20 protein-coding genes are annotated in these 20,579 nt (G+C 39.3%); 7 read left to right on the forward strand and 13 right to left on the reverse strand.

Annotated elements, in window-relative coordinates; all coding sequences use genetic code 11:
• Window positions 1-113: 113 nt before the first annotated feature.
• The 10 genes from AMET1_RS04090 to AMET1_RS04135 all read right to left on the reverse strand — a co-directional run bounded on the left by AMET1_RS04090 (window position 114) and on the right by AMET1_RS04135 (window position 6,801).
• On the reverse strand, window positions 114-836 hold the full coding sequence (locus AMET1_RS04090) for a CPBP family intramembrane glutamic endopeptidase (protein ID WP_086637198.1): 723 nt from the start codon (window positions 834-836) through the stop codon (window positions 114-116).
• Between the two features lie 328 nt (window positions 837-1,164).
• Complete coding sequence (locus AMET1_RS04095; protein ID WP_086637199.1) at window positions 1,165-2,649, reverse strand: proton-conducting transporter transmembrane domain-containing protein; 1,485 nt, start codon at window positions 2,647-2,649, stop codon at window positions 1,165-1,167.
• Window positions 2,650-2,770: 121 nt separating this feature from the next.
• The gene (locus AMET1_RS04100) at window positions 2,771-4,228 is read right to left on the reverse strand and encodes a complex I subunit 5 family protein (RefSeq protein ID WP_086637200.1); all 1,458 of its coding nucleotides are present in this window, start codon (window positions 4,226-4,228) and stop codon (window positions 2,771-2,773) included.
• A gap of 28 nt (window positions 4,229-4,256) precedes the next feature.
• A complete protein-coding gene (locus AMET1_RS04105; RefSeq protein ID WP_086637201.1) occupies window positions 4,257-4,622 on the reverse strand; it encodes a cation:proton antiporter subunit C in 366 nt (121 codons plus the stop codon).
• Window positions 4,619-5,056 (reverse strand): MnhB domain-containing protein, encoded by a 438-nt coding sequence (locus AMET1_RS04110; protein WP_161490755.1) that lies wholly within the window; start codon window positions 5,054-5,056, stop codon window positions 4,619-4,621. The genes AMET1_RS04105 and AMET1_RS04110 overlap by 4 nt, the downstream gene beginning before the upstream one ends.
• A gap of 2 nt (window positions 5,057-5,058) precedes the next feature.
• The gene (mbhE, locus tag AMET1_RS04115; RefSeq protein ID WP_086637203.1) at window positions 5,059-5,328 is read right to left on the reverse strand and encodes a hydrogen gas-evolving membrane-bound hydrogenase subunit E; all 270 of its coding nucleotides are present in this window, start codon (window positions 5,326-5,328) and stop codon (window positions 5,059-5,061) included.
• Window positions 5,321-5,566, reverse strand: coding sequence for a Na(+)/H(+) antiporter subunit B (locus AMET1_RS04120; RefSeq protein WP_086637204.1), 246 nt, complete (start codon window positions 5,564-5,566; stop codon window positions 5,321-5,323). The genes mbhE and AMET1_RS04120 overlap by 8 nt, the downstream gene beginning before the upstream one ends.
• 1 nt (window position 5,567) lies before the next feature.
• Window positions 5,568-6,023, reverse strand: coding sequence for a monovalent cation/H(+) antiporter subunit G (gene mnhG / locus AMET1_RS04125; RefSeq protein ID WP_201721272.1), 456 nt, complete (start codon window positions 6,021-6,023; stop codon window positions 5,568-5,570).
• The gene (locus AMET1_RS04130; protein WP_086637205.1) at window positions 6,020-6,295 is read right to left on the reverse strand and encodes a monovalent cation/H+ antiporter complex subunit F; all 276 of its coding nucleotides are present in this window, start codon (window positions 6,293-6,295) and stop codon (window positions 6,020-6,022) included. The genes mnhG and AMET1_RS04130 overlap by 4 nt, the downstream gene beginning before the upstream one ends.
• Entirely contained in the window at window positions 6,292-6,801 is a 510-nt protein-coding gene (locus AMET1_RS04135; protein WP_086637206.1) for a Na+/H+ antiporter subunit E, read from the reverse strand. Before AMET1_RS04135 ends, AMET1_RS04130 begins: the two co-directional genes overlap by 4 nt.
• A gap of 75 nt (window positions 6,802-6,876) precedes the next feature.
• Here AMET1_RS04135 and pyrF point away from each other — a divergent pair, with 75 nt between their 5' ends.
• Together pyrF and AMET1_RS04145 are read left to right on the forward strand one after the other, a co-directional pair.
• Window positions 6,877-7,530, forward strand: coding sequence for an orotidine-5'-phosphate decarboxylase (gene pyrF / locus AMET1_RS04140; RefSeq protein WP_086637207.1), 654 nt, complete (start codon window positions 6,877-6,879; stop codon window positions 7,528-7,530).
• A gap of 285 nt (window positions 7,531-7,815) precedes the next feature.
• Window positions 7,816-8,976 carry a TraB/GumN family protein gene (locus AMET1_RS04145; RefSeq protein WP_086637208.1) on the forward strand — a complete coding sequence of 387 codons (1,161 nt, stop codon included), beginning with the start codon at window positions 7,816-7,818 and terminating at the stop codon, window positions 8,974-8,976.
• A gap of 127 nt (window positions 8,977-9,103) precedes the next feature.
• Here AMET1_RS04145 and AMET1_RS04150 read toward each other — a convergent pair whose 3' ends face one another.
• Window positions 9,104-10,222 (reverse strand): CBS domain-containing protein, encoded by a 1,119-nt coding sequence (locus AMET1_RS04150; protein WP_086637209.1) that lies wholly within the window; start codon window positions 10,220-10,222, stop codon window positions 9,104-9,106.
• A gap of 321 nt (window positions 10,223-10,543) precedes the next feature.
• Window positions 10,544-11,563 carry a GTP-binding protein gene (locus tag AMET1_RS04155; protein ID WP_161490757.1) on the reverse strand — a complete coding sequence of 340 codons (1,020 nt, stop codon included), beginning with the start codon at window positions 11,561-11,563 and terminating at the stop codon, window positions 10,544-10,546.
• Between the two features lie 126 nt (window positions 11,564-11,689).
• Between AMET1_RS04155 and AMET1_RS04160 the strand changes: the two genes are divergently transcribed.
• The 5 genes from AMET1_RS04160 (at window position 11,690) to gatE (ending at window position 18,651) form a co-directional block, all read left to right on the forward strand.
• Complete coding sequence (locus AMET1_RS04160) at window positions 11,690-12,067, forward strand: hypothetical protein (RefSeq protein ID WP_143406840.1); 378 nt, start codon at window positions 11,690-11,692, stop codon at window positions 12,065-12,067.
• A 153-nt stretch (window positions 12,068-12,220) separates the two neighbouring features.
• Window positions 12,221-13,777 (forward strand): tRNA uridine(34) 5-carboxymethylaminomethyl modification radical SAM/GNAT enzyme Elp3, encoded by a 1,557-nt coding sequence (locus tag AMET1_RS04165; RefSeq protein WP_086637212.1) that lies wholly within the window; start codon window positions 12,221-12,223, stop codon window positions 13,775-13,777.
• A 102-nt stretch (window positions 13,778-13,879) separates the two neighbouring features.
• Window positions 13,880-15,301, forward strand: a complete 1,422-nt coding sequence (gene argH, locus AMET1_RS04170; protein WP_086637213.1) for an argininosuccinate lyase — start codon at window positions 13,880-13,882, stop codon at window positions 15,299-15,301.
• A gap of 157 nt (window positions 15,302-15,458) precedes the next feature.
• Window positions 15,459-16,736 carry a Glu-tRNA(Gln) amidotransferase subunit GatD gene (gene gatD / locus AMET1_RS04175; RefSeq protein ID WP_201721273.1) on the forward strand — a complete coding sequence of 426 codons (1,278 nt, stop codon included), beginning with the start codon at window positions 15,459-15,461 and terminating at the stop codon, window positions 16,734-16,736.
• A 16-nt stretch (window positions 16,737-16,752) separates the two neighbouring features.
• Entirely contained in the window at window positions 16,753-18,651 is a 1,899-nt protein-coding gene (gatE, locus tag AMET1_RS04180; RefSeq protein ID WP_086637214.1) for a Glu-tRNA(Gln) amidotransferase subunit GatE, read from the forward strand.
• Window positions 18,652-19,425: 774 nt separating this feature from the next.
• Here gatE and AMET1_RS04185 read toward each other — a convergent pair.
• The gene (locus AMET1_RS04185; protein ID WP_086637215.1) at window positions 19,426-20,382 is read right to left on the reverse strand and encodes a Nif3-like dinuclear metal center hexameric protein; all 957 of its coding nucleotides are present in this window, start codon (window positions 20,380-20,382) and stop codon (window positions 19,426-19,428) included.
• Window positions 20,383-20,579 lie beyond the last annotated feature (197 nt).

Here is a 20,579-nt window from a genome sequence, read left to right on the forward strand (position 1 = left end):
TAACCGGTTTTTTGATTTAGCTATTAAGTATTTAGTACATAATCAAAAATTTGTTCTATACAGACAACATGGCCTAAGTAGATATCTAAAATCCTCGATTTTTTGATAATAACTTATTTGTTTTCAACAAAATGAAGAACAAATGTAAAAGCGATTAATAGTACTACAAGGAACAGTATCAAAGGAGTGTGTATTTCCAATGGAATACCAAACCCTAAATTTCCAAATGCATTGATGCTAGCATGCATTAATACAGGAAGGAGAATGCTTTTTGTTTTGTAAAATATAAGTGTTAAAATTAGAGAATAAACAACTGTAGAAAGAAGATATGTTGAAAATGCATAATCATAATGAGCAAAAACATCAATTAAAAATAAAGGAGCATGCCAAACACCCCATAAAACACCTATACCTATACCTATTACCATTAGATTTAGTTTTTTTGATAGAGTATCTTGTAAAATACCACGCCATCCAAGTTCTTCAATACCGCCAGCAAAAATCATAAAACCAAATAAAATTGGAAAAGCAATGATTTCAGCCATTTCCAAACCAGGATACCACCAACCATCGTTATAGATAAGATTTGCAACCAGACCTATAACAAGCGGTGAGAAAAGTGCTAAAATCCACCAGAAAAAATGAACTTTATATAGAAAGACACGTTTCCAATATGTTTTTTTCTCTTCTTCGCTGTACATTTTAAACAACATTATAATTGCTGCAAATGCTGGAGCACCCCCACCAATAATACTAAGTACATTTAAAGGTAGGCTACCCCACTCTAACGATGTTGTTTCAAGTAAAAAAACAATCATGGCATGTGAAATATACATTAACCCAAAAGTTAAAACCAAAAATATTATAGTTCTTTTAGTAATCTTTGACGTAGTAAAAACCCCTTTATCAATTTTAATTCAGCACTTTAAAAAGTTAAATTATCAATTTTATTTTTCAACTATAAAGCGACCTAAAAAAACTACAATAAAAAAATCATGTATGCACAAACCTACATATATGATATCTCATTGTATGCGCATGCAGTTTTTTTGTTGTACTGTTTAGGTTTGTTGGAATTATCTTTAGTCTAATATAAAAATTGGGTGAGGAGACACCTATCCATATACTATATGAGGTTGTTACTATTTGAATAGTATATGGGTTTTAAGGTAGGTATGTGTCTGCTGCTATGAATGCTAGTTCTAGGAAGCCGTATGGTAGTAGTGCGAACAGGCCTAGTAGTATTGTTCCTGCCATTGCGAATACCATTGGGATTGATATCCATTTGGGTACTGGTGCTTTTACTTTTACATCTGGTTTTTTGAAGAATGCTCTGTATATGACTGGCCAGAAGACGAGTATGTTTAGTATTGCGCTTGCTATTAGTACTAGCACGAATATGTAGAGTTCGGCTTGTACTGCTCCTTTTATTAGGTACCATTTTGATACGAATCCTACTAGGGGTGGGATTCCTGCTAGGCTTACTGCTCCTACTGAGAATACGAGTGTTGGTATTGGCATTCGCCAGCCTATGCCGTCCATTTCGCTTACGTATTCTTTTCCTGTTGCTACGAAGACTGCTCCTGCGAAGAAGAACATCCCTATTTTCATGAATGCGTGGTTTGATATGTGTATTATGCTTCCTGCTATTCCGAAGTAGCTTAGTAGGGCGGCTCCTAATACGATGTATGATAGTTCGTTTATGGTTGAGTATGCGAGTTTTGCTTTGAGTTTGTCTTTTTTAAGTGCGATCAGCATGGATAGTATTATTGTTATTGAGGCGATGGTTGCGAGTGCGATTCCCATTCCGATTGCACCGGTGAGTTCTACTCCGAATACGTTGTTTACGACTCGTATTACGCCGAAGGTACCTGATTTAACTACTGCTACACAGTGAAGTAGTGCTGAAACGGGGGTTGGAGCTATCATTGCTGATGGGAGCCAGCCGTGTAGTGGCATGATTGCTGCTTTTACTCCGAAGCCTATTATGAAGATTATGAATAGAAGTTGTAGCATCTGTGTTGAGGCCATTTCTTGTGTTAGGAATCCGTTGTCGGCGAATGTTAGTGTTCCTGATATGTCGTATGTTATGATTAGGGCGAGTAGTAGGAATATTGCTCCGGCTGTTAATGTATAGCCGAGGTATTTCCAACCGGCTTTCATGGCTTTTTTGTTTTCTTCGTGTATGACGAGGGGGTATGTTGCGATTGTTAGGATTTCGTAGAATATGAAGAGTGTGAATAGGTTTTGTGATGTGGCGATACCCATTGTTGCAGCTATTGAGATTGCGAAGGCTGCGTAATACCTTGTTTGTTTGTGTTCTTTTAAACCCCGCATGTAGCCTACGGAGAACATCGAGGTAACTATCCATAGGATGCTGGCGAGGAGCGCGAAGAACATTCCCAATGGGTCTACTAAGAAGGATATGGAGATGCCTGGGATTAGTTCGGGGGTTTCCAGTACGTATTCTCCACCCCCGTATATGTGGGGGGCCATTGAGGCTACTAGAACGAAGATTGTTATTGACGTGAGGAATGTGATGCCTTCTCTTATGTTTCGGCGTTTTTCTCCCGCCATATAGATTAGGACGGGTGCTATTAGGCCTATTAAGACTATTAGTAGTGGTCTGATATCTGTTACAGTCGTCATTTTTTCACCAGGTTGTTCTCCATTTTTTTGTTTTAGGTATTTGTTTAGTTTATTTTAGTTTTGTTTTTGTTTTTGTTTGTTTAGTGTTGTTTGCGGTGTTTTTTGGTTTTTTTATGGTTTTTTATTGCATTAGTGCTTCTGCGAATGGTTCGATTAGGTCTAGTGGTATTGAGAATCCAAATCCGAATATTATGCAGGATATTGCGAGTATTCCTATCGGTAGGATTATTGTTATTGGTTCTTTGATTTTTGACATGTCTTCGGTTTCTCTTGTGTACGCTATGTTTAGGACTCTGAAGAAGTATATTGCGTTTAGTATGCTGCTTAGTAGTATTACTATCACGAAGATCCATTGTCCTATGTCCACTGCTGCCCATGCGAGGTAGAACTTGCTTATGAATCCGTTTGTGGGTGGTATGCCTATCATTGCTAGGGCTGCGATGCCGAAGAAGGCCATTGTGTATGGCATTTTTTTACCTAAACCACTGTAGTCGTAGATGTTTCTTTTGCCTGTTAGGTAGATGACTGCTCCTGCTGCTAGGAATAACGCGGATTTCATTAATGCGTGGTTGAATAAGTGTAGGAGTCCGGCGGATAATCCTAGTGATGTTCCTAGGCCGAATCCAAACATTATGTATCCCATCTGACTGACGCTTGAGTAGGCAAGCATTCTCTTTATGTCTGTCTGGTATATTGCGAGTAATGAACCGAACAATACTGCGATTCCGGCTAGTATTAGGAATACTGTTGTTAGTGGTATTATTTCTGTTATGTATTCATAGCCGTATACGGTGAGTAATATCCTTATTAATCCATAGGCGGTTACTTCGACTAGTACGGCTGAGAATAATGCTGACACAGGGCTTAATGCTTTTGAGTGTGCGTCGGGGAGCCATACGTGTAGGGGGAACAACGCGCTTTTTATGCTGAGGCCTGTTACTATGAAGGCGATTGATGCGAATATCGCTGTCGATGGATATAGGTCGAGTTCTACTATTCTGGCTGCGAGGTCTGCGAAGTTCAAGGTCCCGGTCATTATATATAGGTATCCGATTCCGAGGAGGAAGAACGCGGATCCTACGGCACCCATTAAGAGGTAGTTAAATGCTGCTGTTAATGCTTTTTTATCTTGTGAAATAGCTGTTAAGCTGTATGAAGCTATTGAGAATATTTCTAGACCGACGAACATGTTGAAGGCGTCTGCAGCCATTATAAACCACAGTAGCCCACCGGTCATCAATAGGATTAAGGTGTAATACAAGACTTCTTTTTTTGGTTTAAGACTGTGTTTTACGTATTTTTTTGAAAATATTGTTGCTAGAAGTGTTACGCCTAATACTATTAGGGCCATGAGGGCTGCGAGGTGGTCTGCGAGTATTTCAACTCCCCATGGAGGTTCTTCTCCAACGGTGAAGTAATAGATCTCTCCATTCACTAATATCTCGCTTGCAAGTATTACTGCGAGTATTGTTGTTATGAGTATTATGATTGTTGTTAGTATGTTGGTTAGTTTTGGTTTGAAATATCCTACCAATGGTACTATGTATGCTCCTAGGAGTGGTAGGAGGATTATAAGCATTGGAAGTTGGTTTTCGATAGCGCTCAGTTTACCACAGCTCCTCTATTTCGTCTGAATTTAAGGTTCCATATTCTTCGTATATCCGTATTATCAATGCTAACGCGGTTGCTGTTATTGCTAAGGCGATTACTATCGCGGTGAGTATGATTATCGATGGTAGTGGGTTTGCATGTTGGTCTACATTTACTTGGTCGTAGTTATAGAGTACTGGTGCTATTGCATCGGCTTTATCAGCCATCGATATATAGAAAAGGAATATTGAGGTTTCAACTATGTTTAAACCCATGAATTTCTTTATTAAGTTCTTTTTAGCTATCATGGCGTAAAGACCGATCATGAATAGTATGATGCTGACCCAGTAGTTGTAGTGGAGGAGGTAGAACTCAAAGTTCATACTCTCGTTTCACCTCCCATTGTTATGAAAATCGATACAACTATTGCTGTTACCGTTATGCCTATCGCTATTTCAAGTACAGCTATAAAGGTAAGTATGGTTGTTGTATCTGGATATGGTAGTGGTATTGCGGGGTATTCTAGAAAGTTTCCACCCCATAACATAGCTGCCAATCCAACTAAGATGAATATAAGTGTTCCACCAGACTCCATCAAACGTCTAACGGTTTTGTTGGCGAAATCACGTCCTTTATCCAGACCATATACTAATATGTATAATACGAATGCGGCGGATACGATAACTCCACCTTGGAAACCTCCGCCGTGTGAAACGTGTCCATGCCCTATTACGTATGCGCCGAACAACATGATAGCGGGAATAAGCAGTCTAGAAACATTTTCCATCAATACCTCGTTCTTCATTAAGTCCGACATTGTTAATCCCATCCAAGTAACGCCATAATTGCTATTCCAGCCGCGAATATAACGGTTATCTCTCCAAACGTATCGTATGCCCGCCAATATACAAGTACGGCTGTAACCATGTTGTGAACTCCGGCTACATCATACGCCTCAAGTATGTATGTTGGTGATACGTGTGATGAAGCAGGGCTTTCTGGATCTCCGAAATCGGGCATGTCGGCTACTGCAATAGCCATGATTGCCCCTACGATTCCAACGAGAACCATCGATATTTTTTTATTCATCCTCCATCCTCTCCGTCCGTACTATAGTTATTATGAACAGTATTGTTGTAGCTCCTGCTCCTACTGCTGCTTCAGCTATACCTACATCCGGTGCGTTGAGTTGAACGTAGACTATTGCCATTATAAAACTGTATACAGAGAATATTAGCGCTGCAACGATCAGGTCTTTCGCCATAACCACTGCAATCGCAGTAATCGGCAGTAGGAGTAATAACAGTAGGTTTAGTAGTAACTCCATTTTAATCCCCCTCCTCCAATGGATCATTCTTTTGGTTCTTCCCCGATCCATGACCCATTTTTTCTGGTTTTTGTTCCCCGATGTCTTCTCCGGTGTCTTCTCCGGTGTCTTTTCTTCTGGGGGCTATTGTTTGTTTAGAGCATTTATCGTAGTTTGTTATTTTGCAGGGGTTGACTCCAGAAACATAACCGCCTTTAGATATTATCTGTGCGGCGGTTGGGTTTGTCAAGTAGACAAAGAATATTATCATGAACAGTTTGATTGAGGTTAAATCAAATCCCTGATAGACGATTAATCCAAGTAGTATAGCTCCGACTCCCAATGTATCACATTTAGTTGTTGCATGTAATCTTGTAAACACATCAGGTAGTCTAACCAACCCTATCAAACCTACAATGAAGAAAAAAGTTCCTACAGCTATCAACGCTATCGAGATTATTTCAAGTATTGTGGTCACTTGAAAACCTCCCCCGTTATCAAGTATCTACCTGCTATCACAGCTAAAAGGAAGTTAAGAAGTGCATAAGTTAAAGCCACATCAATGAACAACGGTTGGTTAGTGATGTAAGCTATTAAAACAAGAACTATTAAAGTCGCAGTACCTATAACCTGGATTGCAACAAGCCTGTCAGGAAGTGTAGGTCCTTTCACAGCCCTATAGATAGCTATTAAAGCGGTAATTACCAAGATTATAGCGACTACCAAAAACACCTGTTCCATAGCTATCATCGATCACCCTCCCTGAATATATGCCTAACTCTATCCTCCATACCGCTTTCAACCAGATCATCGTAATGGTGTTCAGCAAGGCAATGTATATGCATCTCCCGATTTTCATCGATGCTCACAGTCAACGTACCTGGAGTCAGCGTTATAGAGTTTCCAAAAACTGTGATAGCCATATCACTCTCGATTTCTGGAGAATGTTTAACAAATTTAGGTGAAATCGGTAGTTCTGGATTGAGAACAATCTTAGCCACATTTATGTTCGCCTTCACTATCTGGATAAAATGCCACAAAATATACCTAGAAAACCTAAATATCTCAGTTGGGAGGCCGGTTATATCTCTCCGCCTAATAAATAGGTCATGAGTTATATAAGCTATCAAGAGTGAAGCAATAACTCCCATAAATATATGTGCAAAGTCATAATAGCCTGATAGGAGTAACCAGAACCCCATCAAGGCTAGAAAAGTAACTAGAAATCCTGAAATTGATTTATTAGTTTTTTCCATTAACCGATTAGCCCCCGTCCCGAATTCAGTATACTTGAAGAACACTTAAATCTTTTGAGGAATTAAATAAAATCGATGCAAAAAAACACTGGACTAATTTTTGCAGCCGACCTAGAAAACGGTAGGCGTGCAATAAACATAACGAACGAAATATCCGATTTAATCGACGCTGTAAAAGTTAACTACCCAATAATCCTTTCAAACGGACTACAGATCGTAGAAGAACTCAGTAGAACCAAAACAGTGATAGCAGACCTCAAAATAGCGGACGTACCACACATAAACAGAAAAATATGTAGAAATGTATTCGAAGCAGGTGCGTCAGCAGTAATCTGCCATGGATTCACAGGTAAAAACAGCATAGAAGCCTGCATAGAAACAGCAAACCAGATGTACGGAGACGTCTACGTTGTCGCAGAAATGTCCCACCCAGACGCAGAACGCTTCATACACCACGCCTCAAAAGAAATAATCAATATAGCAAGCCAACTAGGAGCCGACGGATTAATAGCCCCAGCAAACGACCCAAAAAGACTACAAAAAGTCCGAAAACAAAGCAAAAACATGCGAATACTCTCACCCGGAGTCGGAGTTCAAGGAGGCGGAGCAAAAACAGCAATACAAGCCGGAGCAGACCAAATAATCGTCGGAAGAAGCATATACGACCACAGAGAACCAAGACAAGCCGCAGAAAAAATAGTACAAGACATAGGATACACAAACCCCTAACCCAATATTTTTATCTCAACCCACCCCAACACAAAACCAAAATCCAACAATTTTAGAAGAACAGCTCATCAAAAAACTTTTATTGTAATTTTTTCAGGAATTGAAAAACAATACATTTGCAAATTAAACAAATCAAACCAACCTCAACCAATCTACAGGTTTTCCAAATCCACAAAATAACTAACTGAAGTCAAACTAAATTAAAACTGATTAACTTCAACAAAATAATTAAACTAATTAGTTATTTAATTTTGTTAGATTTGATCCAACCGGTGATGTTTTTTTATGGGTAAAGGCGAGATACATCTTCTGAAAACCGCACACGTTAGCAAAAAAAGCGTTAGGGAAGTTGAAGAAGCTATAAACAAGATAGAGCCAGACATTGTAGCTGTAGAGCTTGACATAGCTAGATATAAATCTCTTAAAGGAGAAGACACCGAGATAAGTGTTAGAGATATCCTCAAAGGAAACGTCTTCATCTTTCTTTTCCAAATGCTTCTCTCCTACCTACAAAACCGAATCGGAGCCGACCTCGGTGTAGAGCCAGGCGCTGAAATGAAAAAAGCTATCGAACTAGCTGAAGAAAAAGACATCCAAGTAGCTTTAATCGATAGAGATATCCGTATAACCATGAAGAGGCTTTGGCATCAAATGACACTCCGAGAAAAACTAAAGATGATGGGTTCATTGGTGCTTGGAGCCCTCGGATTTGGAGACCAAAAAGAAGTAAAAATAGATGAAATAACCGAAGACGACACAATAGAAATGCTGCTCTCCGAATTTGAAAAATTCTCCCCAAACGCAGCAAAAGTATTGATAAACGAAAGAGACGCATATCTAGCCGCAAACCTCCTAAGAGAAGCTAAAAAAGAAAAAAAAGTATTAGGAGTTATTGGAGCCGGCCATGGAGAAGGAGTCAAACACTACTTGAAAAACTACGAAGAAATACCACCACTAAAAGAACTAGAAAAAATACCTAAATCACGTAAATACCTACGAGCCATAGGAATAATAATACCACTTTCAATACTAGCCTTATTCGGATACCTAGTTTTCGCAGGACAACCACTCTCAGTCATACTAACCGCCTTCGGCTACTGGTTCCTAATAAACGGCTCACTAGCAGCAATAGCCGCATTACTAGCCAGAGCCCACCCATTATCAATAGCAACCGCATTCTCCACAGCATGGCTAACCTCACTCTCCCCATTCCTAGCAGCCGGATGGTTCGCAGGAATGTCAGAAGCATACATAAGAAAACCATCAAGCCAAGACCTCAAAATACTAAAAGACGCAGAAAAACTAGACGAACTACTAAACAACAAACTATTCAAAGTAATACTCGTCGCCGCAGCAGCAAACGTAGGAAGCATACTAGGCACATTTATAGGAGCATACATACTACTAAAATTCGCAGGAATCGACATAGAAACCCTAATACCCTAAAACAAACAAAAACAAAAAACAACTATAAAAAAACTAAACAAACAAACCATAAACCAAAAACCCAACCCCAAACAAAATCTAGACCTTAAAAAACCAGTTTTTTAGATTTATTTAGATTTAACTTGATTTATTCTTGTGGAACCATTCCCATTTCTCCTAATTCGATTGCTGTTGTGAAGTCGCTTCTGCTTATTATGCCTACGACTTGTCGGTTTTTTGTTACTGGGATTCGGCCTATTCTTTCTCTTGAGATGATTCTTAGGGCTTCTATTGCATCGAGTTCTGGATCTACTGTTATAGGGTTTTTGGTCATTATGTCCTTTACATATGTTGCGACTCTGCGTTCTCGTGGTATTTGTCGTATATCTGAGAAGGTGATTATTCCAACGAGTTTTTCGTTCTTGGTTACTGGGTATCCCATGTGCTTTTTTTTCATCATTAGCTCGATCAGTTCTTCTGCGTTGGTTTCGGGTTGAACTGTTAATACATTTTCAGTCATTAGGTCTTTGACTTGGAGGTCTGAAAAAATCCTTGTGATTTTTGTGCTTTTTTCTTCTTGTGAGGCTCCAAAGTAGATGAATGCCGCTATCAAGATCAACCAGATGCCTGCGGGTAATAAAAGTAGGCCGACTAACCCTAACGAGAATGCGAATGCCTTTCCGATTCCAGCTGCTCTTTCAGTTGCTTTTAGGTAGGGCATTCTTTTCGCAAAGATTGACCTTAGAACTCGGCCGCCATCCATTGGGAATGCGGGTATTAGGTTGAATGCGGCAACTATTATGTTGATGTATCCGAGCCATCCGATGAATATGCCTGCAAGCGATCTTTCATCTGGGAATATGGGTGTTGGTAAGCCAGCTAGGTAGTTGATTGCGAGTAATACAATACCTATTGCTAGACTGACTAATGGGCCTGCTATGGCTAGTTTTAGTTCAATAGATGGGTCGTCTGGAGTTTCTTCCATAGCGGCGACGCCACCGAAAATCATTAATGTAATGCTGTTGATTGGGATGTCGTATTTAAGGGCTACGTATGAATGTCCTAGTTCGTGAAGTAATACGCACAAGAAGAACATCAATGTGAGTAGGGTGCCTAATGTGTAGGCGAGCCATGGTTCTACAATTCCTTGGAAAAAGAATGGGGAGTTTGCAAAGAGCCAGGCAAATGGTGGTAGAATTATTAAGAACGATATATGGAGTTTTATTGGTATACCCCATATTTCAATCATCTTAATTGAGCTTTTCATATATCAAGGCTCCCACGGCTTATTTATCTCCATATACGACGTAAAACACAAATATTTTTTTTAACCCTCTACATCTAAATTCAAAGACCCAGTACCTATCCATTGGTTATCTTTGGTTTCTGTATTTACATGTTTTAATTCTTTTTTAATCAACATACTTCTTTTCTTAATATACAGATAGGTTTGTTCTTGAAAGGATTTGTTTTAATAGTTTTAAATGTGTCTTGTTTTTGTCTTAGCTTGATTATTGGTTTCTTGAGTGGAGAGTGGGGTGTGTCTGTTGTTTTTAAAAAAAATATTGGTGTGGGGGAGGTGTGTTTGTTAGTTTTCGATTTTGATTTTATGTTTGTTTTTTATTTTGGCTATTGTTTTTAGCATTGTTCCGTATATTAGGTCGTCGGGGACTTCCTCGGCTATTACGTTTAGCACTAGATGTCCTTTTTGTATTTTGTTTACTTTGCCTGTTATGTCGACTTCGTTTGTTGCTCTGGGCATGCTTGCTTTGATGTATGAATCGCCGTCGTTAATGTAGGCTTTTATGTGGTGTATTTTGCCGCCGGTGTTTGTTATGTCGTTTTTTAAGTTTTGGAAGATGTCTTGCACCAGTTCTTGTGTTTTGGGTTGGTTTAATGGGGTTTTTGATTGGAATTTGAATTCTTCTCCCCTTTCATTTATTCCTGAGACTGATTTTAAGTATTCTTGGAACATTGCTGGTGATTTAAAATCGCTTCCTTGGTGTGTTTCCTTTAATAAAATCTCTAGGAGTTCATCTAGGTTGTTTCCATTTTTTGCTGACACTGAATGGATTTCTACATTAGGGTTTAGTTCGTAGACCATCTCTTTAATGTCTTTCAGTTCATCTTCTGATAATAGGTCAAGTTTATTGATTACTACTATTTCAGCGTCTTTAACCTGTCTTGCATCGATTAAAGGGAATTCTCTATCGTTATCTAAAACATCTTTCAGTTCACGTCCATCTAACAAAATAGTGATGGGGGATAAATCGATTTCATCGCCAAATTCATTTCTTAAGTCAAAATATAGTTTGGAGGGGAGGAAATATGAAACAGGCTCTACGAACAAAACATCTTTTTTCGACTTGTCCTCGATATTACGCATAATCTCTTTCAACCGATCCAAGTAAAAACATATACATCCACCTGTCAACTCATCTCCATCGAAACCAAGCTCTCGCACAAATAAGGGATCCACATTCGAGTTGCCTTTCTCATTATCGATGAACAATACAGTTTTACCGTCCTCTTTCAGCTTCTTAGACATCTCTGAAATCAACGTAGTCTTACCTGAGCCATAAAAACCACCAATAAATGATACCTTCAAAATTATCACTCTAAACCTAAATACAGAAACATAGTATTTAATATTTTCACAAAACACAAAAAACGGTAGATTGGGAGAGGAGAAAACATAATTATCTGTCGGAATACCTTATTGTTAGGTGGTTTGTTGAAACTTATTAAGCAGGTATCCGTCTTTCTAAAAAACCAGCCTGGTGAGCTAGCCAGGTTGTTTAAAACAGTAGATGACGGGGAACTGGTTGTATCTGCTTTCGAAATAGCTGAAGCAGGGGATTTCGGTGTAATTAGATTGATCGCGGCCAACCCAAACAAACTGGAACAAAAACTTGAAGAAAAAGACTACACAGTTTCAGAGGTAGATGTAATCTCTATAAAGAAACAAGATGTTTCACGTGTTTCAGACAAACTGGGTAAGAACGGTATAAACATCGAGTATGCATATTCAGCCTGTAACAACGGAGGAGAAGACATGGTGATTATGAAGGTCGATAACCCAGAAGCTGGTTTAAAAGCAATAAAAAACTAAAAAATAGCTATATTTAGTTGATTCCAAAAGAGATAATTGTTGATGGAGAGATAAACTAAATTACTGTAAAGTAAAAAATGTTTTTCTTTCGTTTTAAGTATAGAGAATCAATATCAAACTAAAGTTTGTTTTTTGAGTGTTTTGGTGGTTTTTATGAATAGTCTTGAAGAGACCTGCAGAGAGATTGCTCGTCGTATTGTTGAGGAAGATATACCTAGAGATATGATTGAATCGGTTAAGAGAGAGGTTTGTAGAGAGACCGGTGTTTCTCGTTTTCCAAGCAACCCTGAGATATTGAAGTATGTTGATAGTGATGAGGAGAGGGATAAGCTTAAGTTAAAACCAACCCGCTCCATCTCTGGAGTTAATATCGTTGCTGTTATGACCTCGCCTTATGAATGTCCTCATGGTCGGTGTGTTCCATGTCCTGGAGGGCCTGAACAAGACAGTCCACAGAGTTATACTGGTAAAGAACCGGCTGCTATGCGTGCTATAAGAGAGGGTTACGATCCTTATAGTCAAGTAGAAAAAAGGGTAGGTCAGCTTAAAGAGATTGGTCATGATGACGTGGAGAAGGTTGAGTTGATCGTTATGGGTGGTACCGCTCCAGCTCGCGAAGGATATATAGAAGGTTTTGTGAAAAGGTGTTTCGATGGGTTGAATGCCACCGAATCCAGCTCCCTTGAATCAGCTAAAACAAAGAATGAAGATGCTGACATTCGTTGCATCGGCCTTACTTTCGAAACAAGACCTGACTACTGTAAAGAAAAAGATATCGATAGAATGCTCGAGATGGGTTGCACCAGAGTCGAACTCGGAGTTCAAACGGTATACGACGATATATATGAAAAAATACAGCGAGGACACAGTGTTTCAGACGTTTATAAAGCGACAAAACTGCTTAAAGACTCTGGATTGAAAGTAACCTACCACATGATGTTAGGGCTACCGGGTTCAACCCCGGATAGAGACATAAAAACATTTAAAAAGATTTTTAACGACCAAAAGTTTCAGCCAGATGGCCTTAAAATATATCCAACCCAGGTTGTTGAGGGCACCGAACTATATAGTCTATACCAAAAAGGTGAATACACACCTCTTTCAAATGAGGAGACCGCTAACCTGATCGCCCAAGCTAAAAAACAGGTCCCACCACACGTCCGCATAATGCGAGTTATGCGCGACATACCTTCTCATGAAATAGATGCTGGACCCGATAAAACCAACCTACGTCAAGTTGCCCGTAAGAAACTGGTTGAAATGGAGGAGCCATGTAGGTGTATAAGGTGTAGGGAGGTAGGTCATAAAGAGATGAAGGATGGTGTTTCACCACAAAACGTCGAGCTGGTTTCTCGAGAGTATACAGCCTCCGGGGGTCGTGAGATAGTTTTAACTTATGAAGATATAGACCAAGATATATTGGTTGGTCTGCTTAGACTTAGAATACTTGAATCTCCTTTCAGGCCTGAACTAAATGATGGAGATGCCATGGTCAGAGAGCTACATGTCTATGGTGACGCAACCCCAATAGGTGAAAAAGGAGATTGGCAACACCATAGTTATGGTGAAAAACTATTACATGAAGCTGAAGAACGAGCCAGAGAGTTTCATGCAAAAGAGATATCTGTTATAAGTGGTGTTGGTGCCCGAAACTACTATAGAAAATATGGATACAACAAAAAAGGTGTCTATATGAATAAAAAATTATAAAAAAAGATAAAATTGCTTAACTTTATGGTTGTCGGGAAAATACATATCTTTCAAGTGTTTAATGATACCTATAGGTTTCTAGATTTATGGAGGAATTAATATATGGATGATGAGTTGCTTGGTGAGCTTGGAAAGATGGATCAAGATGCATTAGACTTTATCTCATCCCTAAGTGATGATAAATGGATTTTTGATGCCGACATACTCGTAGACATAGCTCATGTTTTAATGTTGATGGAGCAGGATATCGTTCCAGAAAGATCTGGCGTTGAAATAATACGTGCATTGAAAGAGATAAAATACGATGACCTAAGTGGTGAAGACGTCCATGTGGCAATAGAATCCCGTGTAAACGAGTTGGTTGGAGAAGAAACAGCAGGCTGGATGCATACCGCCCGTTCACGAAACGATGAAGTAGCAACCTGCATAAGAATCAGATTAAGACATGAACTATTAAATATCGCCTGGGACCTACATCAATTTCTAAAAAACATACTCAAAGTTGTTGAAGAAAACACCAACACAATGATGCCGGGATTCACCCACCTACAGCACGCAGAACCCACAACCATCGGACACCACTACCTAGCCTACTTCGAATCCTTCGACAGAAACCTAACAAGAATATTAGATTGTTTCGACCGAGCAAACAAAAGCCCACTAGGCTCATGCGCCCTAACCTCCACCACATTCAAAATAGACCGCGAGTTAACCGCCCAACTACTCGGTTTCAACGGAGTAATGAGAAACAGTATGGACGGAGTTAGCTCAAGAGACTTCGCACTAGAAGCCGTCTCATGCTTCAACAACATAATGCTCGACCTAAGCCGTCTCTCAGAAGAACTCATCATATGGAGCTCAACAGAATACTCATTCGTAGAACTACCCAACGAATACACATCAACCTCAAGCATAATGCCCCAAAAAAAGAACCCCGACACACTCGAACTAGTCAGAGCCAAATCAGGGTCAGTACTAGGAGACTACACAGCCATCTCAAGCATCCTAAAATCACTACCATACGCATACAACAGAGACCTCCAAGAACTAACACCAAAAATCTGGAGCAGCGTACAAAACCTCAGAGGATCACTCAACATAGCAAACGAAGTAATCAAAGAAACCGAATTCAACAACGAAAAACTAAAAAAATCCTCAAAAAAAGGACTAACAAGCGGAAGCGAACTAGCAAACTACCTAGTAAAACAACAAGAAATCCCCTTCCGAATAGCACACTCAAAAATCTCAAACCTAGTCAACAAAGGCCTAAACATAGAAGAAATGGCAAAACAACTAAACATACCAAAAAACACACTAAAACAAATAACAGACCCACAAAAAATACTAGAACAAAAAAACACCCACGGCTCACCCTCACCAAAAATAACAAAACAAGAAATCAAAAACGGACAACAAAGACTAAAAAAACACAAAAAACAAATCAAAACAAGAGAAAAAAAAGTAAACGACGGCCTAAAAAACCTAGAACAAAAAATGAACAACTACCTAAAAAAACACACATAACAAAACACAACAACCCAAACCAACTCAACCTAACTTAACTAAAACTAACTATAATTACTATAATTAACTAAAAATGATTTAGATAGATCAAGTTAAATTAATTTAGATTTGATTTGGTTTTTGTTTGATTTATTTTATTTTATTTTGGAGGCAATCGATGGATATTGAGCAGTTTATGATGGAGAATGGGATAGAGATAAACGATAAGGTTGAGATTGAAAAAGGAGGGCTTTCGTATTTTGGTAGGTTGATGCCTTCTTCCGGAGATGAGATAGCTGTCCTAAAGTTGGAGAATGGGTATAATATAGGAATAAATATAGTGGGTTGTCAAGCTACCTTGATTGAGAAATCGGTTGAAGGTGAAAAACCTATAGAGAGAGAGGTGGTTGGTTCTGGTTCTAGTGATAAGACTGTTTCAATGTTGTTGACAGGTGGTACGATAGCTAGTCGTGTGGATTATAGGACCGGGGGTGTTTCAAGTGATTTAAGTATAGATGAGATAGTTTCGGCGATACCGGAGTTGGAGGGCATGGCTAACTATCGTTTTAAAGTTGTTTCAAATATTCTGAGTGAGAATATACGGCCAGAAGATTGGGTTGAGATAAGTAGGGCGGTATATCAGGAGGTTGAAGCTGGAGCCGATGGAGTTGTGGTTGCACATGGAACCGATACGATGGCTCTCACTGCTTCAGCAGTTTCGTTTCTTATCGACACGCCGGTTCCAATAGTGTTTGTAGGTTCGCAGAGAAGTGCAGATCGGCCGAGCAGTGACAATGTGCTGAATGCTATTTCAGCTGTAAAACTTGCTAAATCCGATATAGCTGAAGTTATGGTTGTAATGCATGGAGAGACATCCGATACCTACTGTCTCGCACATAAAGCCACAAAAACACGTAAAATGCATACCTCTCGTCGGGACGCGTTCCGTTCAATTAATACAGAACCAATAGCTAAAATCAGAGATGAAGTAACTGCTAAAACTAGCTATACATCTAGAGATGAAGTGGAACTTTCTTACAACGGTGGATTAAATCCAAACATCGGACTATTAAAATTTACTCCAACAACTAAACCAGAAACACTTAGACATTATCTAGATACAATGGATGGAGTTGTAATCGAGGGAACAGGTCTTGGACATGTATCGAAACAACTCATACCTACTATAAAAGAAGGTATAGCTCAAAACACTCCAGTTGTAATGACTTCACAATGTCTGTATGGACGTGTTTGCAACAGAGTATATGACACAGGTCGAGACCTAATTAAAGCAGGTGTGATACCAGGGAAGGATATGCTTCCTGAAACAGCAATGGTGAAACTGATGTGGGTTACTGAACAAACCAGCGATATGAACAAGATAAAGAGATTGATGACAACGAACATCGCCGGTGAGATAACAAGCCGTAGCATACCAGACAAATTTCTTAAATAAAAAAACGTGATTTTTTATGAGTAAATACGACGAACTTGGATTAAAAGTCGGATTTGAATTTCATCAACAACTTGATACAGAACACAAACTTTTCTGCAACTGTCCAACAAAACTTTCAGAAAAAGATACGCCAGACTATACATTGACTAGATATCTACATCCAACCAAAAGTGAGTTGGGAGAGGTTGACCAGGCAGCTCTCGAAGAAGCAAGGCTCTCCAAACAATATAGATACCATGGCTATCAAGAGAACACATGCCTCATTGAATGTGATGAAGAACCACCCCAACCCATGAACATTGAGGCACTGGAGACCTGTATGGAGGTCAGCCTACTACTAAACGCAAGAATTGTAGATCAAGTTCACACCATGCGTAAAATAGTTATCGATGGCTCCAACACAACTGGGTTCCAGAGAACATCGATGATAGCAACACAAGGAAAGATAGAGACAGATGAAGGAGAAATCGGTATCGACGGAATCTCTCTAGAAGAAGAATCTTGCAGGAAGATAGAAGGAGACATCGGAGACATAGAGATAGTTTATTCATTAGACAGACTTGGAATCCCATTAATAGAGATAGGGAGTGAACCTGACATAAAGACTCCAAGCCAAGGCCGGAAATTCGCTGAAAAAATAGGAGAAATACTCAGGTCAACCCAAAAAGTCAAACGAGGAATTGGAACAATAAGGCAAGATATAAACATAAGCATTGAAGAGGGAAGCCGAATCGAACTAAAAGGAGCCCAGGAACTAGAGCTAATCGAAACATACATCGAAAAAGAAGTGGAAAGACAGACCAAACTCATAGAAATAAAAAAACAACTCCAAGAAAGAGGCGTGAAAGAAAAACAACTCAATGGAGAAATAAAAGACGTAACCCACCTATTCACCGATACAGATTCTGGAATAATAAAAAGCGCATTACAAAACGGAGTAGTACTAGCTCAAAAACTAAAAGGATTCAAAGGACTTGTTGGAAAAGAAATACAAGAAGACAGACGGCTTGGAACCGAACTATCCGACAGAGCAAAAAAAGCAGGTGGAGTAGGCGGAATCTTCCACACCGACGAACTACCAAAATATGGAATAACCCCCGAAGAAGTCGAAAAACTCAAAAAAGAACTAAATGCAGAGCCTGACGACTGCATAGTGATAATCGCAGACAAACCCAATAAAGCCAAAGAAGCACACAAAGCAGTAACCGAAAGAGCAAGACAAGCAACCAAAGGAGTTCCAGAAGAAACAAGAAAACCACTACCAAACGGTGGTTCAGAATACATGCGGCCACTACCCGGATCAGCAAGGATGTATCCAGAAACCGATATACCCCCAGTCAACATAAAAACCAAGAAAATCAAGGAAATAAAACAAAACCTACCAGAACTCATATCCGAAAAAATAGAGCGACTAAAAAAAGAATACAATATAAATAGAGAGATGGCGAGAAACATAATAAAAAACCAAAAAACCAGTTTGTTCGAAGAAACCGCTCAAAAAAACATCCCCGATACAATAATCGTCCGTACACTAACGGGAACACTACAAGAACTAGAATCAGAAGGATACAACACAAACAAAATAACAAAAAAACACTTCAAACAAACATTTCAACTACTAGAAAACCAAGAGATATCGAAAGAAGTCATACCAGACATACTCAAAACAATAACCAAAAACCCAGAACTAACAGCAGAACAAGCAGTACAAAAAACAGGGAAAACAACAATAGACACAGAACAAGCAAGAAAAACAATACAAGAAATAGCAAACCAAAAAGAAGAATTCATCCAAGAACGAGGAATGGGCGCCCTAGGACCTCTAATGGGCATTGTAATGCAAAAACTAGATAAACGAATAGACGGAGAAACAGCAAGCGAAATACTCAAAGAAGAGATACAACAAAAACTATAAAAAATTAAAAACAAAGGGTGCAAAGCGGATCAATCTTGGAGGGGATGGGATACCGCCAGCACACCCTTCATACTAAACCTTATTATCTAATGGTATAAAAAACCTACGCAAAAACAAAAACCATAGAAAACACCCAAAACACAAAACAAACCACACAAACACCACAAAAACCACATAAAAACACAAAAACAAAACAAAACAAACCAAAAAACCCATAAAAAACATATTATCTATTTTAAAGACCTACCTACCGTTTCAACTACACAGCCCTCATCGATATCCTAAAAACACAAAACACCATTCAAATAGTCAGAAAGAATTATTTTTATATCCCCAACCAATCTGGTTGGAGTTTTCTTATAATTAACAGTTAAAACAGAACTAAGACCTCTTCGCTCACAAAGAGGATACAGCCCGATAGTAATTTTATTTTTCATCATGGCTATACATATCTATTGTATGTGTCGGGTTCATGGCAAGTCTATGATATAAACCTCGTTCAAGTCTTTGGAGCCGAGTGTAAAAGGCATAAGGACTGTGGAGATTAAATACTCTGTAAAAAATGAACAGAGGCACCAATGAAAGTGCCCAAGAACCCTTTTAGCTCCGACCCGACCTCTATAGCCTGTAAGTCAATTAGCAACGGACAACCACCAACAATATCTACCAGAGAGTCGACGTGTTCTTCACAACACCTCCATCAATAACTCCCTAACCCCAAAAAAAAAGGAACGAATAGGATGAAGACCCCGTCCATTTAGGTCGGGGAGGATTTCACAGTCGGGTTACTCTTTTGAAGCCGGATAGTTCAACGACTTTTATATTGAATTTATCAACCATTTTATCGAGCAGTAGGTTTAGGCCTATTGAGTCGGAGGATATGTGGCCTGCTGCAACTACGTTGATGTTTTGTTTTTTAGCTTCTTTGATTTGTTTTTTGGACATATGCATTGCTATTATTGTGTTCACTCCTGATTGAGCCATTTTCTCTAGTCTTTCTTTACTTAGTTCTGTACCCCCTGTCATGTCGTATGCTACCTTTCCAACTCTATTTTTCTTTTTTCCATTGAATATTGTTGGTCCGAGGTCGTATTCAAGAGCCCATTCATATTCGGGTATCTCTATCAGTATGTCTATGAGGTCTGATATCCTATCTGGGTTTTTTTCTTCAACGTATTTTTCTAGATAGTTGTTGACATGGTTGTCTGCTACTGTGTGGAGACAGGCGTATGGGATATCTAGTAGGGTTGCTGTTTGTACAGACCTTGGGTGGTTTCCTGAGTGCACGCCTTTACGGACCTCGTCTACTCGTCCTCTAACAATGGCTTCTGCTTGTGAAATGCTGACACCTGTTTGTTCAAGTGTCTCAACCTGCATCTTCATCACTTGATGTAGGTTTGCGAGTCCACGGCCTTCTGGGTGGTGCGCTATTGCCGCATCGATCTCTATTCCTTTTTCGTTTAACCGGTCTATTAGAAGAAGGTCTTGTGTTTCTATGTCGATTCCAACAGCTATTTTCTCAACATCGGTGTTACCGGCATGCAAAATCTTACTGTCATCGTATGGGTTTTTTAGTCTATTTTGGTCGTATTTGTCTTTTCTGACTCCCTCTAGATCCTCGTATTTTTCATTTCTTTTTTGAAGTATCTCATCGATCCTGTCTTTATCTCGTGGGTCTACTTTGATAGCTTCTTCAACTGCAAACTCATGTAGTTCTTTTAATGTTACCATAGGCAAAACCTCTCTGTGACATCCTCTTCCACCGAACTCGCTAAGGTCGTTAGGAAGAGGCTTCCAGATAATAAGGTTGGTTTAACCTGAACCTTATTCTCTGTGGTGTTGCCACAACACCACTACTCTCTACTCCCATGTTGGTTTCGAGCATACCTGCTTTGTTTTGTCCATATCCGTATGTTTTGTGGACATGT

The organism is Methanonatronarchaeum thermophilum (assembly GCF_002153915.1).
Lineage (GTDB): Archaea > Halobacteriota > Methanonatronarchaeia > Methanonatronarchaeales > Methanonatronarchaeaceae > Methanonatronarchaeum > Methanonatronarchaeum thermophilum.